The sequence below is a fragment of the Candidatus Enterococcus moelleringii genome, from assembly GCF_017377575.1.
Classification (GTDB): Bacteria; Bacillota; Bacilli; order Lactobacillales; family Enterococcaceae; genus Enterococcus_A; species Enterococcus_A moelleringii.
In genome coordinates, this window is sequence record NZ_JAFREM010000012.1 from 1 (window position 1) to 16000 (window position 16000).

Sequence of the window (16000 nt, forward strand, 5' to 3'; positions counted from 1 at the left end):
GATTCAGACAGCGATTCGGATTCAGACAGCGACTCAGATTCAGACAGTGATTCGGATTCCGATAGTGATTCTGACACGAATACTACACCGAAGAGACTACCTGCGACTGGGAAGACAGGCACTACAGGCACAGCTAGAAAAGGTGCGCTTCCTAAGACAGGAACCGATGTGAAGGAAGCTGCTTATCCTGCAGCCGGCTTAGGCTTGCTTGGATTGGGACTGCTTGGTTTGAAGGACAAGTTAAAACGGAAGAAACGCAAGGCTAAAGAGACAGTTGACGAGTTTTTTGACCAAGATGAGTAAGAAGTAAAGGTACGAACGATCTTTCTATAACAAAGAATTAACATGTTTAGATAGATCGTTCGTTCTTTTTGAATCAGGGTCTTTTTTTTAACAGAAAGGGAAGATATGAAGAAAAAAGTGATTCGATTTTGTTCATTTTTGCTGATTATCGGTGGGCTTTTTCTTCTATTTAATAAACCGTTGATCAAATATTTTATTCGAAATACCGGGACGGCTTATGACATTGCTCAGATCTCTAAGGATGAGCTGGAGAAAAATAAGCAGCGAAAGGCCATCTTTGATTTTGATCAAGTGGAGTCGTTGAGTTCGGCTGCTGTTATCCAGTCACAGTTAAATAGGAAGAAAGAGGATTTGCCGGTGATTGCCAGCATTGCGATTCCTAGTGTGAACATTCGCTTGCCGATCTTTAAAGGTTTGACAAATGAAGCACTGTTTTATGGGGCTGGGACGTTGTCTCCGGATCAGGAAATGGGCACCGGAAATTATGCCTTAGCCAGTCATTTGTCGGACCAGCCGGATTTGTTGTTTACGCCATTGGAGAATCTGTCGATTGGTGACAAGATTTATTTGACGGACTTGTCAAATGTCTATACATATGCGGCGGTGTCAAAGGAGAAGGTGGAGCCAACCAGGATCGAGGTATTGGAGGAAGTGGCGGATAAGGAGTTGGTGACTTTGATAACTTGCGGTGATTTGTATGCGACGAGTCGGTTAGTGGTCCAGGGTGAGCTGGTGAAGGTGACACCAATGGAGAAGATGTCCAAAGAAGCAGCTAAGGCTTTTGAACTTCCGATTCGATCTTATTAGTTTGATTCAGTGATACGAAGTTGCATGGGGAAAAGGAGTGAATGGGGATGCAGCCAATCTTGATTTTAACGAAGAATTTATTGGTGGAACAAAGGCTACAGGAACAGCTTCAGCAGTTGAACTATGAGGTGTTGAGCTCAGTTCGAGTGTTCAGATTGTTGAAAAAGAGCAAGCAGAAGATGCCAAATTTCCAAGTGATTATTTTCAGCGAAACGATTACGAATAAAGAAATTGAACTGGTGCTGCCGCGGATAGTGCAGGAGAAGGTAATTATTATTCGCAAGTTCAGTGTGGCACCATCGGTTGAAGACCAGGAACGATTAAGCGACTTAGGTGTGTCCGAATGGATTACCGAAGATATCTCACTCGATGCCTTAAGAGAACGGCTTGCAGAGAAAATTGATCAGCAGCAACGGGCGGAGCAGGAAGAGTTCCTTTCTCCCGATCATACTTCAGAGCTGACAAAGACACTGATGGGGCATTTTTTGGATGGATTAACCAAGCGGGAAAAAATGGCCTTTTTGTATTTGCAGCAGGCCGATGGCGAGACAGTCTCACGAGAGGACCTGTGCTACCACATGTGGCAGGAGGAGCTGAGTCATTCTCGGATGTCTCAGATGTCAGTCATCGTGAAGAATATCAAAACCAAGCTGCAAAAGGCCGGCTTCAATGAACGAATCCTGCGCACGATCTGGGGCAATGGGTATTGTTTGACTCCGGAGTATTCAGTGGAGTTTTCGAAGCGGGTGGAGTGAGAAAGTATGGTTTCATTGTGTAAATGTTGGGAGGTAAGAAGGTATGGTTAGTGGTAACAACAGTCTTTTAAAGGAAGTAAGGGAGACTTTACAAAGTAAATCAGATAAAAATAATATCCATTTCTTTGTAACAACCTGTTCGGAAAATGCCCGCGGTGTTGTTTGGCAGGCTACTGGATATAGGTTTGAAAAAGCTTGGTTAAAGGTTGAGCGTTACTTAAATGAGTTCGACAAATTTCCAAAATGGTTGAAGATCGAATTAGTAGACACAAGTGAAGCAGTTAGTGCTGATGAAGGGATTGCCGCCTTCTATCAAACACAGCGAAATAATTATTTTCGTTACGGAGTGAAGTTCAAGAAAGACAATACGTATACTTTTTTACCTGAAGAGATAGTGGGAAATTCTTTGTTGGTTCCCCCTGATGTACATGTTGTTGGCAAAAGGGATGCACGCCTTAAGATAAGCGAAGATAATTTTAGTCAGTATATTGCTTCCCGTGATCAAAAAACATGCTTGAAGCTAGTTAGTCATTTCGACAGTCAGTGGAGGTTTTTCACTAAAAAGGGTATCTTTATCGAGGATGGAATCATTTATCCTCTTGAGAATGAAGCATATGGACAGGGTGTTCGCAGAATCGATACTGAGAATCAATGGTTAATGCTGAAGCAGGGGATCGAACGAGGCGCGAACTATCTGGTGGATCAAGTGACTAACACTGGGAAATTTATCTATGGATACTTTCCTGTATATGGGCGGAAAATCAATAGCTATAACAGTGTTCGTCATTACTCTAGTTTGTATGCTCTTTTAGAAGCTTATGAATATTTGAAAGAACAAGGAAAAGCAGGCGATGATTTTCTACAAAAAATAGAGCAGGGTCTTCAATGGGGCTTAATGAATTTAACTCAAGTGACCGAGGATTGCTACTATGTTGTTGAGCGATTGAAGTCTGGTGTGGAGCTGAAGCTGGGTGCGCAGGCGATGGTGATTTTAGCGCTGACGAAGTACCAAACGGTGACAGGAAACCAACAATTCTTACCATCAATCAAAAAATTCTTAGCTGGTATGAAATCATTTATTGCTGCAGATGGGGCAACCACTCATGTGTTGAATGAAGATTTGACGGAAAAAGAAGCCTTTCGAATTATTTATTACGATGGGGAAGCGCTGTTTGCTATTATGCGAGCCTATCCGCTAGTGAAGAGAAAAGAATGGCTGGAATTGGCCGAACGGTTGATGAATCATTTCATTGTGAAAAAGTATGAACGATACCATGATCATTGGCTAAGCTATTCGGTTAATGAACTGACTAAGTATGTACCTAGAAGAAAATATTTTGAATTTGGGGTTAGGAATGCGTTAGATAATCTTAGTTTCATTGAAAACAGAGATACTGCTTATCCTACGATGCTTGAGTTGTTAGTAGCTGCGGTGAAGATGTTTGATCGCATTGAAGAAATAGGATTTAAGGAAACACTGTTTACGGAGGAAGAGTTCTTCCACTTGAAGCAAGTGATGGAAAAAAGAGCAATTCATGAACTGCGGACAGGTACGATGTGGCCGGAATTAGCGATGTTTTTTGTGAAACCAGAAACAATTGCCGGTGGATTTTACGTTCGACATGATCGCTGCCGAATGCGAATTGATGATGCGGAGCATTTCTTATCAGGACTGATTAATTATCAAGAGTATATGCAGCCGGATACAGTTATTGAGGATAGGCCTAGAGCTTTAGAAATGGATGAAGCAGATGTAGAGGATTCGATTGATATCTCAGTGCTGATTCCTGTCTACAATCGGGAAAAAGAAATAGCCGATTGTCTCAATAAGTTAGCTAGATCCACCTTTGACAAAGCCCGTTTTGAAGTGATTGTTGCTGACGATGCTTCGACAGATAATACGGTGAAAGCTATACAAAGTTTTGAAGATCAATTCGAACACTTGAAGATCGTTTGTTTGCCTGAAAATTCTGGCGGGGCCTCTGTTCCTAGAAATATGGCACTGAAACAAGCCAAAGGCAAATGGGTGATGTTTGTGGATTCAGATGATTACATCACGCCTTTTGCCTTAGAAGGTTCCTATCAGCTGGCAATAAAGGATGAAGAAACTGATTTAGTAGGTATGCCATATTTTAGAGCTGAAGGCAGTAAGCGAGCTCTTGGTCGTTCTTGCTTTTCTTCTCCTACGGCTGTAACAGGTCTGGACTTTTTGGATACAAAGCTGTACAACAGTTTAAATATCGTAGGAAAACTGATTAGAAAAGAAGTTTTAGATAAATATCCGATTGAATTCCCACTAGGTATTAAAGTCAGAGAAGACAATTGGTTTTCAATGAAGCTTTATGCAGTGGTTCGAAAGGTTGCCTTGCTAGGAAATAAGAAAAGTTACTATTTCTGCGGAGATCGGGACGGTGTCTCGTTATCTCGAACAGGAACGCCGCCGAGAGATGCTATGAAGATTTACTCAGAGGTGTTTCGCTTTATTTTTGAATTAGAGGAACTGTCGCAGGATAGGAAAGCAGATATTTTGGCGATTTATATGAACCGCTATGCTGGAATGATCCGACGGGGAAGATATTCCCCAGAGCGGCTCTTCAATCGAATCGGTCATTCGTTGTATTTAGTGAAAAAGAGCCGGTATCTAGATCCGATGCCAAAGCAATTCATTGAGGATTTGTATAGCGGTAAATATGAGAGGCAGTGAAAGAATTTGCGGAAGTAATTAGGCATGCATCAGAAAGAAGGATACAAATGATGGAAATTGGCCGAATTATTGTGGAAGTAATCAAAAATTTAGGAATGCGAAAAATTATACTGATTATCTTCATATCGGTATCATTCGTGTATTTTTTACGTCAAAAGTTTAAAAGGCGAAGACTTTATGATGAAGAATCGATCGAAGAGATTTATCAAAAAGATGAAAATGGTCTGTATCCTTGGGAAGCAGACACCGATGACTCTCCAGATCGAATACCAGAGGATGCCAAGAAGTATATTCATCAGGCTGGACCGAAAAGAGGCAGATGGTCTTGAATGAGGGCATCTCTGTAACACCAGACTCATTAAAAAATTGTCGAAGGAGGTTATCTTGAAACAGGAAGTACGAAGGATTCATAAGCTGATGTTTTCGGATGGATTGGATCGTTTGCTTGTTGAACGTGATATTTTTACGAAATTGACAACTAGAAAAAATAGATTTGTGCCAGAAAAGGATTTGCTATTTATTTTAAGTACGGCTGAGATTGAGCCCTTCACTATTTTTGTGAGAGGGAATCATTTTCATACCATGGGTGCCTTTAGCTACAGCCGCAGCAATCTTCCAGTGGATACGATTGTGGGAAGATACAGCTCGATTGCTCCTGGTGTAAGACGTATGGGGCCGAACCATCCCATGGATCGTTTTACGACTTCTCAGGTGACCTATGAAACCAAGAATATATCGCTCAATACCTATAAGGAAAAGTGGCACGATCAATTTGAAACAGCCGCAAACCAATTAAAGTGTCAACCGATCGTGATCGGAAACGATGTTTGGATCGGTGAAAATGTCACCTTTAGTTCAAAAGGAATTACGGTGCATGATGGCGCAGTAATCGCGGCTAATTCTATTGTGACAAAAGATGTGCCGCCTTATGCAGTAGTAGCCGGATGCCCAGCCCAAATTCTCAATTTCCGTTTTTCTCCCGAGTGCATTCATCAATTACTGGAATTGAAATGGTGGGAGTATGATTTTGGCCAATTTTCAACCATCCGTGGGGATGAACCGATCGAAGCGTTTATTGAGAAGATTGATTACTTAATGAATGATCAACAGCTGGAGCCTTTTCATCCAAAAGCAACAACGATTCAGGATTTTTTAGATGCGTCAGAGAGCAGATAGTCATCCAAGGGGGAAAAGAGTTTGAAGAAAAGAATATTTGTTTTGCTGCTAACACTATTTGCCTTTTCCTCTGTTTTTGGCTTGATCACCCAGGCGAAGAATGCCGACAAAATGCTGATGACTGATGCAAATGGGGAGGCCTCTAATTCTTTAGACAGGAAAGTGGTGAGTACCGAAACAAAGAAAGGCAAGAAATCGAGAACGATTGAACTTCAAAGATTCTATTTAGAGGTTACCGATGGCTCAGCAGCTGCTACACCTGTTCCTTTACCAAATTGTGATTATACGATCCATTTGGCTAAGGGTGATCGAGAGACTTTTCTTGATAATGGCGTGACTAATGATAAGGGAGAAATAACGGGCTTGGCTTTCAAAGATATTCCACTTACTGGTGCTTCGTTAAAAATAAGGTACTCTCTTGGCAACGAGCAAAGAGGGTATGTTCAAAAGTATGACAAAAAGCCCTATAGCTTTGTTTTTACGTTACGATTGGGAAATGAAAATACCATCAATTATTCGGATGATCAGGTTCAATTTGGTAAAGAAAAAGCGGAAGAGACTTTCTTTTATAACTTCCAAGCAGCACGAATCAACTATTATTTTGATCAAGGATTAGGCTGGCATTCTGAAGCTGTGAAGAAAGTGAATCAATTATTTCCTGATACAACAGAGTTTGAAGTAAAGCCCATCAACATAAACTTTGAAAAAGGACAGTATCTCGATGAAAGCAATGCCTTTTCTCGAAACGGTCATGACGGCAGTGGTGTCCCGGATATCGTCGTGGGTGATCGTAGCGATAAGATATTTGATACGAATTACTTGATGCATAACGTGATGCATGAATGGACGCATTGGACTATGTATGAAGCCTTTGAAATGCCCAGTGGTGACTATGATAGTCACTATGGGACGAATGATGATCCGCAAATTAGTTATAAAGAAGGCTGGGCGCTATTTGTAGGCGATGTATTTGCGGATATTGATAGTCTAAAAGCAGATGACATGCTGGTCCAAAAGGATAACGAAAAAGGTGTGAACCGGCTTTATGGAAAGTCCACCAATCTGACAGTCCAGCATGTTCTATACGATTTATACGATGCTGGTTCAAACGACGAAGCATTTTCGATTTCAGAAAGGTTTTTAGATGATGCGTTATCAGAGGATGAAGTGAAGCAATTGAACTTTGGCCTTCTGTCTGCAGCTATGATAGAGTCTAGAGCTACTACTTTACAAGAATTTCTTACATATTTAGAGGATAAATATGTGATTACTCGGTCAGACAAAGAGAAATTTGCTCAGGTACTTAAAATAAATGGATTATCCAGAAATGGAAAATTTAGTCTCAATAGTGATGAAGGCTCACCAAAGGGAGAGTAATTATCTTCTCTGAGCTTTAGATAACCAGACAAAAAAGGAGCGTGACTCATGAATAAAATACTAATTCTCACCAAAAATATCTTAGCGGAGCAAGGCCTTCAAAAGCAGCTGCAGCAGTTGAATTATGAAGTGTTTTGCTCGGCAGAAATCTATCGAAACCCCCAGTTATATCCGATTTTCCAATTTTTTCCGATCATCATGCTGAGCGAAACCATCAGCAATTACGAAGTTGAAAAATTCCTGACGCTGACAGAAGCGGAAAATAATTTGATCGTGCGATTAAGTATGACTGAACCGACTGGGGAAGAACAAATGAAGTGGGAGGAGATCGGACTGCCTGGCGGGCTGATCAAAGCGTCAACTCTTGATGGCATTCGTGAAAAGCTGGTTCTGCTTCAAAGTGTCTACTACGGCACCAAGCTGGAAAAAGAAAGTCAGGAATGCCCACCGATCCAAAAAATCGAGAATCGTTCGTTGGAGACCTCCAGCGGTCGGGTGTATTTCTCCAAAAAAGAGGAGAAGCTGTTCAAACTATTATTGGAATCTAAGGAAGAATTGATTGCCCGTGATCAGATTTGCAGCATCTTGTGGCCAGAGGGCGAGACCGACTCTAACCGAAGTCAGCTTTCTTGTATCGCTTCCAAGATTAAGCGGAAGTTTAAAGAAGCTGGCTACGAAGGCGAGACTATCATCACCAAGTGGGGGCAAGGCTATGGACTTGATCCGAATTTCTACCATTATTTGAGTACTGGTCGTGTAGACGACGACTTCCCTGAGTACTTGAATGTGGAGAAAAAAGTCGTGAGTGTGACGATATAATAGAAAGCAATAGGAGCTACATGTGGATTGTATTCCATGTCATAGTAATCAAGTTATAAAGGCTTCGTCTTCCGTTTACCCGTGGGGACTAAAAGACGAGCTAAGGCCAAAAGATGGCAGTCCACCAATCAGTGATCTGCCATCTTTTGTTTTGATTATTTCTCTTTCTTCAAATAATTCCCCAGCGGCTTCTGATAAATACTCCAATCAACCGTTTTACCATTCAAATATTTAGCCAACAAGTATCCGATATACGGACCAGTGGTCAGGCCGGAGGAGCCTAAGCCGCTGGCTGCCAGCAGGTTGTCCTGCACGATACCAAAGAAAGGCGCAAAGTCGGAGGTATAGGCACGGGTTCCGACGCGGTAATCATAAGGTTGGTCAAATAAACCTTCCGGATCGGCTAAAAAGGCAGCGGCACTGCTGGTTAATTGTTGGAAGGCTTCAGGTGTAGGAGCCAGATCCCAGCCTTCGTCATTTTCGTGGGTGGCACCTAGTAGAATCTTGCCTTGTTGAAAAGGAATCAGATCCGCTTCGCCATCCAGCATCGCTACTGGCCAATCAGCAGATTGGTGTTCCTTTGTATTGAACACCAACAGCTGTCCTTTTTGTGGCCGAATATCAGCTTTGATACCTAGTGGTGCCAACAGGTCTTTCAAATGGGGACCAGGTGTCAACACGATCCGGTCAAAATCCAGCGGCTGTTGGTCAACTAGTAGTTCTAGTGACGAGCTTTGCTGCAAACGAACTCGTTGGTTTTCCAAGCGAATGCCTTTTGACTCTGCCAAGGCACGCAGACGGCGCAAGTAGGCTTTGCCATCCAAACGCCCTCCGCCTGAGACAAACAGGGAAGGTGCTGGCTTTAATAAGGGAAAGCGTTCAGCTGTCTCTTCAGCCTTCAATAAGCGGATGTCGCCGATTTCCGGTGCTTCTGTCCGCCGGGTTTTTGCCAATGAATAAAGCTCCTCCAGCTGCTTCTCACCTCGCAATAGTATTGTGCCTGACTGCTGATAAATAGTGGTATCCAAGTCAAAGTCTTGAATCAGCCGCGGGAAAAAGGCGGCGCCGTCTTTTGCCAAGGCGTACCATTGTTTGTTGCGGCGCTTTGACAGCCAAGGAGAGATGATGCCGGCACTGGCGCCAGTGGCCTGTCCGGTGGGTTGATCGAACAGAGTAATTTCAAATTTCTTTCTATCTAAATAGTTGGCGAGGGTCAGGCCGATAATGCCGCCTCCGACAATTGCAATTTTTTCCATATTATTCCTTCTTTCGTTGTCTTTATTTTGACACAGATTATTAAAAGCAACAACTAATCGTTTTTCGAAAATTATTTTACCTGTTTCCCTGATTGCGTTATACTATTTACAGTACATTTATTTTGGAGTAAATAAACGATTCGCAAATTCGGATCGTGAAAGAAAACTCGTGGTCAAAGTGATGTTGAATCACTAAAACAGACACGATGAATGAAAGAAGGATGGCATTGGGTGCACTAAGGAACTATTTGGAAACAATTTTTTCGGAGTTTCCTCATACGGAAAATATTGCTGAGGCCAAGCAGGAGCTGTTGGCTGAGATGGAGGAGCATTACACGTCGTTGCGGCGAGCGGGGCGAAGTGAACAGGTGGCGATTGGTATCGTGATCGGTGAGCATGCCTTGGTGGATGATCTGAAAGAAAGTCTGCATCTGGTTTAACTGAATCGGCGAGTACTGGGGAGAAAAGCGGTTCTTTAACAGAAACGAATAATTGAAAATGAAGCAAAGCTCGGAGAACGTTCGTGTGATGGACGGTTTTCCGAGCTTTTTTGGTGGATCAATCTTTCTTAATATTTTACTTTACCTGTCGTAGTAATTACGGTATACTAATTACAACGACAGATGAAGTAATTATCGGAGGTGGCAAAATGATTTCTAGCGATGGGATTCGCGGCTACAACGACGTGATCATTTTGTCGGTCCTAAGTGAAGGAGATTCCTACGGCTACGCGATTTCGAAGCGAATCCGCGAGCGTACGGAAGAGTTGTATGTAATCAAGGAGACCACCTTGTATTCGGCCTTCAACCGGTTGGAAAAGAACGGATTGATTCAGCCGTATCCTGGTGAGGTGACTCACGGGAAAAAAAGGACGTATTACCGGATCACAGAGGTTGGCAAGAATTTTTTGAAAGAAAAGCGAGTCGAATGGCAGCAGACCAAAGAGGTTGTTAACCGATTTATGAAAGAGGGATAATGATGGATACGATAAAAAATTATTTGGAAACCTTGTTTATCGAGTTTCCTAAAACAGAGGAAGTCGAACGGGCGAAACAAGAACTGCTGACGATTATGGAGGATCACTACTGGTCTTTGCGGGATGAAGGCAAGAGTGAGCATGAAGCGATTGGTGCGGTGATCAGCGAGTTTGGCTCGGTGGATGAGCTGAAGGAAACCTTGCAGTTTGAAAGCAGAGTAGAAGAAGAGTTTGAACCAGAAGACGACTTCAATGCGATTACCGAAGACGATATGCTGGAATTTATGGCAAAGCGCAAGCGCAGTTCCTTTGGGTTAAGCTTTGGGATTTCTTTATGTATTATATCAGTTGCCTCATTGGTCGCCACGCAAGGGGTCTGGTATATAGGCGGTTTGGGCGCAGCAGTCTTTTTCATGATTGCAGCGGCAGGTGTCGGCATGATAATTATGAGCGGAATCGAGCTTTATAATCAAGGCAAGCCCTTGAATGACCGCTATGTGCCTAGAGAGGTTCAGAATTTGGCAAAAACGGAAAAGGAAGCCTACCATAAGAGCTTTAAGGCCAGCTTAGTTTTGGGGATTTCTAGTTGTGTGTTGAGTTTAGTTCCAGTAATCATCTTTTTCGAATACTACTATTCTGCGCTAGGTGTTGTGCTGATGTTTATGATGATCGCGGCGGGTGTTTTTCTGATTGTCTACGGCAGTTTGTACAGCAGCAGCTACAACAAGTTCATCAACAATCGCTACTATGTTCATGATGATGACAAGATGGGGCCCAATGCTCGTCGTGAGCGTTATGGGAATGCCGCACCAACGGTTCTTTTAATTGAAAAACTGTATTGGCCGTTGATCGTGTGCTTCTACTTCTTCTGGTCATTTTTGACAAACGCATGGGAAATCAGCTGGCTGGTCTTTGTGCTGGCGGCGGTGTTCCATGATTTATTAATTGGTTTTTTGAAAAAGACCTATAACTAAAAAGATCGAGAAACCTTGATAAGCGGGTTTCTCGATCTTATTTTTATCTATACCGCTGTATACCCGCCATCAACTAATAGCGTCGTACCGTTCACGAAGCTGGCTTTGTCGCTGGCTAGGAAGGCCACAGCTTCTGCTACTTCTTCTGGCTGACCTAGTCGTCCGATTGGATGCATATCTACTAATGCTTGCGTAGTTTCATCGTCCATATCGCCTAACAATGGTGTTTCAATGTAGCCGGGAGCGATGGTATTTACGCGAATGCCTTCTTTACCGTAGCTGGCTGCTAAGCTTTGGCTCAGTAATTTCACGCCGCCTTTAGATGCTGCGTAGGCTGGGATACCCGCTCTAGCATCGACACTATGAATTGATCCGCAATTGACGATGGTTCCGCGATCTTCTTGCTTCAGCATTTGTTCAATCGCTGCTTTATCGGATAAGAAGACACCCGTTAAGTTTACGTCAATCGTTGACTGCCAATCCTCTGGCGTCATTTCAGTGATCTGATCATCGTCCGATAAGCCGGCATTGGCAACCAAAATATCTAATTTGCCAAATTTTTCTACCGTATCGGCTACCATTTTTTCTACTTGATCAAATTTTGTCACATCTGCTTGTAAAAACAGTCCATCTTCGTCGCTAATGTTCAGTTCCTTCAAAATTTCACCGCCGTCATCGCTCATGTCGGCTACGACTACTTTAGCACCTTCATCGTAAAATACTTTGATGCAGGCAGCGCCAATCCCGCTTGAACCACCGGTAACTAATGCAACTTTTCCTTCAAAACGTTTCATAAATAATTCCTCCTTTAATTTGTTTACTCAATAACCGTAACAAGTTTTAAGAAGATTGACAAAAATAGTGCTTATAGTTGAAAAGGGAATTATTTACGCTAAAAACGTCCGACTCCGCAAAGGGAAATCGGACGTCATACTGACTTATTTCGCAAGTTTGATTTGCTGGGCGCCGATGGTTTCCAAAAAGCGCTGATCATGTTCGATCAACAGCATCGCCGGCTTGGCCCGCAACAAGAGTTCTTCTAGCTGCTGCTGATTAAAAACATCCAAATAGTTTAAAGGTTCATCCCATAGATAGAGCTCGGCGGACTGGGAGAGTGATTTGGCCAACTCGACCTTTTTCCGTTGGCCCATGCTCATTTCTTCGATCCGGTTATTAAAGACGTTGCGCTCCATACCCAGCTTCCGCAAATTATTCAAAAAGGCGGAGTAATCCAAGTGGTGCTCTTCGGCAAAGTCTTGCAGGGTGCCGCGATTATCTTCGTAATTTTGACGAACGTAGCTGATGTTCAAATTGTTCGGCTGAAGCCGTGTTCCTTCAAATTCCCCTTCAAACTGCTCCAGCAGGTAGGCGAAAATACTCGATTTTCCAGAGCCGTTAGGACCAGTCAGAGCGACGATCCCGCCTTTATTGACTTCAAAGGAGACAGGGGCAAATAAATCCTCAGTATAGCGCAGCCGCAGATTTTCGATTTTTAAGAGCTGCTGGTGATGGGTAGGCTGATAAGCCATCGACAATTGATCCACGTCTTCAATATCCTTTAGCAAGCCTTCCTTAACACTAATTTGTTCATTCATGCGCTTCGTAATATTTTTGGAACGTTTCATAACCTTTGCTGCGCGGGCACCGATGAAGCCGGTGTCGTTAATGGCGCCGCTGCCTTTTTCAGAAGGCTTGCCGTATTTGTCCGTTTCGCGATTACGGGACCACTCGGCTTTTTCGGCGGCGGTTTGCTTCAAGCGGGAAACTTCTTTTTTGATCTTAGTATTTTGGGACTGCTCAAATTCATCCCGCATTTTCTTCTGCTCTTCATAGGTAGAGAAGTTTCCTTGATACATCACCAGCTGGCTTTTTTCAATTGCTAAAATATGATCGGTCACCTGATCAATAAACTGGCGATCGTGACTAACCACAATAAAGCCTTGTTTCTTCTGAAGATAGTCAGCCACGTGCTGACGAGCCTCGCCGTCTAAATGATTCGTCGGCTCATCAATTAATGGAAAGCGGTCGTTCTGAGTAAAAAGCATTGCTAAGAGCGCTTTAGTCTGTTCCCCACCGGAAAGGGTAGAGAAGGGCTGCCACAATAGTTCAGGATTCAGCTGAATCAGGTTCATTTCCCGCTCCAATTCCCATAGCTCAAAGTTCTCGGTATCCTCCAAGACTTCATAGGTCAGCCGATCCTTGTCGCTAACTGGTGCTGGGAAATAAATGGCCTCTACTGGCATCTCGATCCGTCCTTGATAGGGATAATCCCCTAATAATAAGTGCAGCAGAGTGGTTTTGCCGCGACCGTTGCGACCGATCAGCCCCAGCTTCCAGTTGGTATCTAGTAATAAGTTTGCCTCAGAAAAAAGGGTGGTTCCTTGTTTGTCAAAGCCAAACGTCAGCTGTTCAATTTTAATTGTTGCCATATTTTGCTCACCTCGTTAAAAAAATCATGGTTCTTTCCAGGAGCGGCAAAAGAGAGGTACGCAAAAAGAGACCCCGCCGTAAAAAGCTAAGCCAATCCTGAAAATCTGCCCACTAATCCCGTTGGTTTGATCCAAAAACAGGTTCAGTTCGCAACTTTCAACATTCGCTTAGATTTTCAACGGCAAGATCCCTCATTTCTTCTTATTAATATATACTCATTAAACCAGAGGAATAAGTATTTGTCAAAAAAGTGGACGTAGTTGCTTCCCCTAACAACTACGCCCAGGAGTGATCCTCGATGAGTAGACGAGGTCCAGCGAGATAGTTCAAGAACTACCTCTACTATATATTAGCATAAATTACAGAAAATGGTTAAATAAATTTTCAATCTTCAGCATTTTTTTCGCTTTATTTGCTCTGGTTTTGGTAGAATAAAACAAACAAGGAGGTGCAGGAATGAACATAGCGGCAATATATCATCGACCAGAAAGTGAATTTGCTTATTTATATTCAAACGACACCATGCGAATTCGGCTGCAAACAGCCAAGGAAGACGTGAAGCTGGCGGCCTTAATCAGCGGCGACCATTATTTGTTTGGCGAAAAATGGTACTTGAACAAGGAAAATATGGGCAAAGGACTCTCCACAGCCTATCACGATTATTGGGAAATTGAAGTCAGCAGCGAATTTCGCCGTTTATCCTATGCGTTTTATATAGAAGACTTTGAAGGCAATGCTTATTTTTACTGCGATCAGGGGATTTTTCCTTATGAGGAAGAGTTCATGAAGCAGGACAGCTCTTATTTTCGCATGCCGTATTTTCATGAGATCGATCGTTTTAAGGCCCCTGAATGGGTGCATAAAACCGTTTGGTATCAAATTTTCCCTGAACGCTTTAACAATGGCGACCCCTCAAATGATCCTGAAGGCAGCCTGCCATGGGGCAGTAAAAAGCCGGATCGGGAAGACTTTTTCGGGGGTGATCTGCAAGGCATTGTTGATAAGCTAGACTATTTGGAGGAGCTGGGAATTACCGGCCTGTATCTGTGTCCGATTTTTACCTCACCGTCGAATCACAAGTATGACACGGTGGATTATTGGGAAGTCGATCCTCACTTTGGCGACAAGGCGCTCTTTAAAGAATTGGTGGATAAAGCCCATCGCAAAGGAATTCGCGTGATGCTGGATGCGGTCTTTAATCATTTAGGTGCCAGCTCCCATCAGTGGCAGGATGTACTGCAAAACGGCAGCCAGTCCAAATATGCTGATTGGTTCCATATTCATTCTTTCCCAGTTCATTACGATCCAGTTCCTGATTCGGAATTTGGCGAGAACATCAACTACGATACCTTCAGTTTCGTGCCTAATATGCCGAAGCTGAATACTGCGAATCCTGAAGTGCAGGAGTATTTATTGGAGATTGCGACTTACTGGGTCAAAGAATTCGATATTGATGGTTGGCGGCTGGATGTGGCCAACGAGGTGGATCACCATTTTTGGAAAAAATTCCATGAACGGGTACTGGCAGAAAAGGCTGATCTCTATATTTTAGGGGAGATTTGGCACTCTTCTCAATCCTGGCTTCAGGGGGACGAATTCCACGCGGTGATGAACTATGCCTACACTGACAGCATCAAGGCCTTTTTCCTGGATTCAGAGGTGACGGCTGCCAATATGCTGGATGGGATGAACCACCAGCAGGCCCTTTATCGCGATCAAACCAATGAAGTGAACTTCAACTTGCTGGACTCTCACGATACGCCGCGGATGCTGACGCTGTGTGAAGGGGACAAAGAGGTGATGAAAAGTGCTTTTGTCTTCATGTTCCTGCAAAAAGGGACGCCGTGTATTTATTACGGTACCGAGGTAGGCTTAGCTGGCGGGATGGACCCGGATTGCCGTCGCTGTATGCCATGGGAGGATCAAGATTTGGAGTTGTTGGATTTCTTTCAACAGCTGATCCATTTACGGAAAAAATATGCCGATGTTTTAAGCTTTGGCCTGTTGCGCTGGTCGGCGGAAAAAGATCGAGTGATTACGTTCCAACGCAGTTTTCTGGGTAAAACATTGCGCTGCAGCTTTAACGAGACTAGCGAAGCCCAAACGATTGAGAAATTAGGTGCGCCGCTGTTTATGCAGCTCACTACTGATAATGAAGACTATATCCTAGAACCCCACGGCTTTGTGGTGGAATTGGTATAACCGATAGAAAACCGTTATTCAGCGATAGAGCTGGGTAGCGGTTTTTTGCCAGTCCAACTTTTCGCAGTATGTAAAATTAGAAGGGAATCCAATGATTATTTAGCAAGAATCGTCCAAGAAGTTTAGTTGGATGGTAAGCGTACGAAGATAGACTTGATTTTTCGCTTTTTGAAAAATCAATCCGCTTCAAATGAGCTAGCTACCAGTTCAACTTTTCGCAG

At 43.3% G+C, this 16000-nt stretch carries 15 protein-coding genes; 12 read left to right on the forward strand and 3 right to left on the reverse strand.

Features of this window, described 5'->3' with window-relative positions:
• From JZO70_RS06950 to JZO70_RS06985, 8 genes are all read left to right on the forward strand, one after another.
• On the forward strand, window positions 1–303 hold a 303-nt coding region (locus tag JZO70_RS06950), incomplete at its 5' end, for a hypothetical protein (RefSeq protein WP_430748890.1).
• Window positions 304–408: 105 nt separating this feature from the next.
• Complete coding sequence (locus tag JZO70_RS06955; protein WP_207672825.1) at window positions 409–1110, forward strand: class A sortase; 702 nt, start codon at window positions 409–411, stop codon at window positions 1108–1110.
• Window positions 1111–1157: 47 nt separating this feature from the next.
• Window positions 1158–1865, forward strand: coding sequence for a winged helix-turn-helix domain-containing protein (locus JZO70_RS06960; RefSeq protein ID WP_207672826.1), 708 nt, complete (start codon window positions 1158–1160; stop codon window positions 1863–1865).
• A 43-nt stretch (window positions 1866–1908) separates the two neighbouring features.
• On the forward strand, window positions 1909–4569 hold the full coding sequence (locus tag JZO70_RS06965; protein ID WP_207672827.1) for a glycosyltransferase family 2 protein: 2661 nt from the start codon (window positions 1909–1911) through the stop codon (window positions 4567–4569).
• Window positions 4570–4616: 47 nt separating this feature from the next.
• Window positions 4617–4898: a hypothetical protein gene (locus tag JZO70_RS06970; protein ID WP_207672828.1), complete on the forward strand. Its 282-nt coding sequence runs from the start codon at window positions 4617–4619 to the stop codon at window positions 4896–4898.
• A gap of 55 nt (window positions 4899–4953) precedes the next feature.
• Window positions 4954–5745: a DapH/DapD/GlmU-related protein gene (locus JZO70_RS22585; RefSeq protein ID WP_278252593.1), complete on the forward strand. Its 792-nt coding sequence runs from the start codon at window positions 4954–4956 to the stop codon at window positions 5743–5745.
• 21 nt (window positions 5746–5766) lie between these two features.
• Window positions 5767–7122, forward strand: a complete 1356-nt coding sequence (locus JZO70_RS06980) for a hypothetical protein (RefSeq protein ID WP_207672829.1) — start codon at window positions 5767–5769, stop codon at window positions 7120–7122.
• Window positions 7123–7170: 48 nt separating this feature from the next.
• Window positions 7171–7941, forward strand: a complete 771-nt coding sequence (locus JZO70_RS06985; RefSeq protein ID WP_207672830.1) for a helix-turn-helix domain-containing protein — start codon at window positions 7171–7173, stop codon at window positions 7939–7941.
• A gap of 155 nt (window positions 7942–8096) precedes the next feature.
• Here JZO70_RS06985 and JZO70_RS06990 read toward each other — a convergent pair whose 3' ends face one another.
• The gene (locus JZO70_RS06990; RefSeq protein ID WP_207672831.1) at window positions 8097–9197 is read right to left on the reverse strand and encodes an NAD(P)/FAD-dependent oxidoreductase; all 1101 of its coding nucleotides are present in this window, start codon (window positions 9195–9197) and stop codon (window positions 8097–8099) included.
• A 227-nt stretch (window positions 9198–9424) separates the two neighbouring features.
• On the opposite strand from JZO70_RS06990, the gene JZO70_RS06995 reads away from it, so the two are divergent.
• From JZO70_RS06995 to JZO70_RS07005, 3 genes are all read left to right on the forward strand, one after another.
• A complete protein-coding gene (locus tag JZO70_RS06995; RefSeq protein ID WP_207672832.1) occupies window positions 9425–9637 on the forward strand; it encodes a hypothetical protein in 213 nt (70 codons plus the stop codon).
• Between the two features lie 209 nt (window positions 9638–9846).
• A complete protein-coding gene (locus JZO70_RS07000) occupies window positions 9847–10173 on the forward strand; it encodes a PadR family transcriptional regulator (RefSeq protein ID WP_207672833.1) in 327 nt (108 codons plus the stop codon).
• Window positions 10174–10175: 2 nt separating this feature from the next.
• Window positions 10176–11147 carry a permease prefix domain 1-containing protein gene (locus JZO70_RS07005; RefSeq protein WP_207672834.1) on the forward strand — a complete coding sequence of 324 codons (972 nt, stop codon included), beginning with the start codon at window positions 10176–10178 and terminating at the stop codon, window positions 11145–11147.
• Between the two features lie 47 nt (window positions 11148–11194).
• Here the strand turns inward: JZO70_RS07005 and JZO70_RS07010 are convergent, their stop codons facing one another.
• Window positions 11195–11941, reverse strand: a complete 747-nt coding sequence (locus JZO70_RS07010) for an SDR family NAD(P)-dependent oxidoreductase (protein WP_207672835.1) — start codon at window positions 11939–11941, stop codon at window positions 11195–11197.
• 144 nt (window positions 11942–12085) lie between these two features.
• Window positions 12086–13576, reverse strand: a complete 1491-nt coding sequence (gene abc-f / locus JZO70_RS07015) for a ribosomal protection-like ABC-F family protein (protein WP_207672836.1) — start codon at window positions 13574–13576, stop codon at window positions 12086–12088.
• 457 nt (window positions 13577–14033) lie between these two features.
• On the opposite strand from abc-f, the gene JZO70_RS07020 reads away from it, so the two are divergent.
• Window positions 14034–15779, forward strand: coding sequence for a glycoside hydrolase family 13 protein (locus JZO70_RS07020; protein ID WP_207672837.1), 1746 nt, complete (start codon window positions 14034–14036; stop codon window positions 15777–15779).
• Window positions 15780–16000 lie beyond the last annotated feature (221 nt).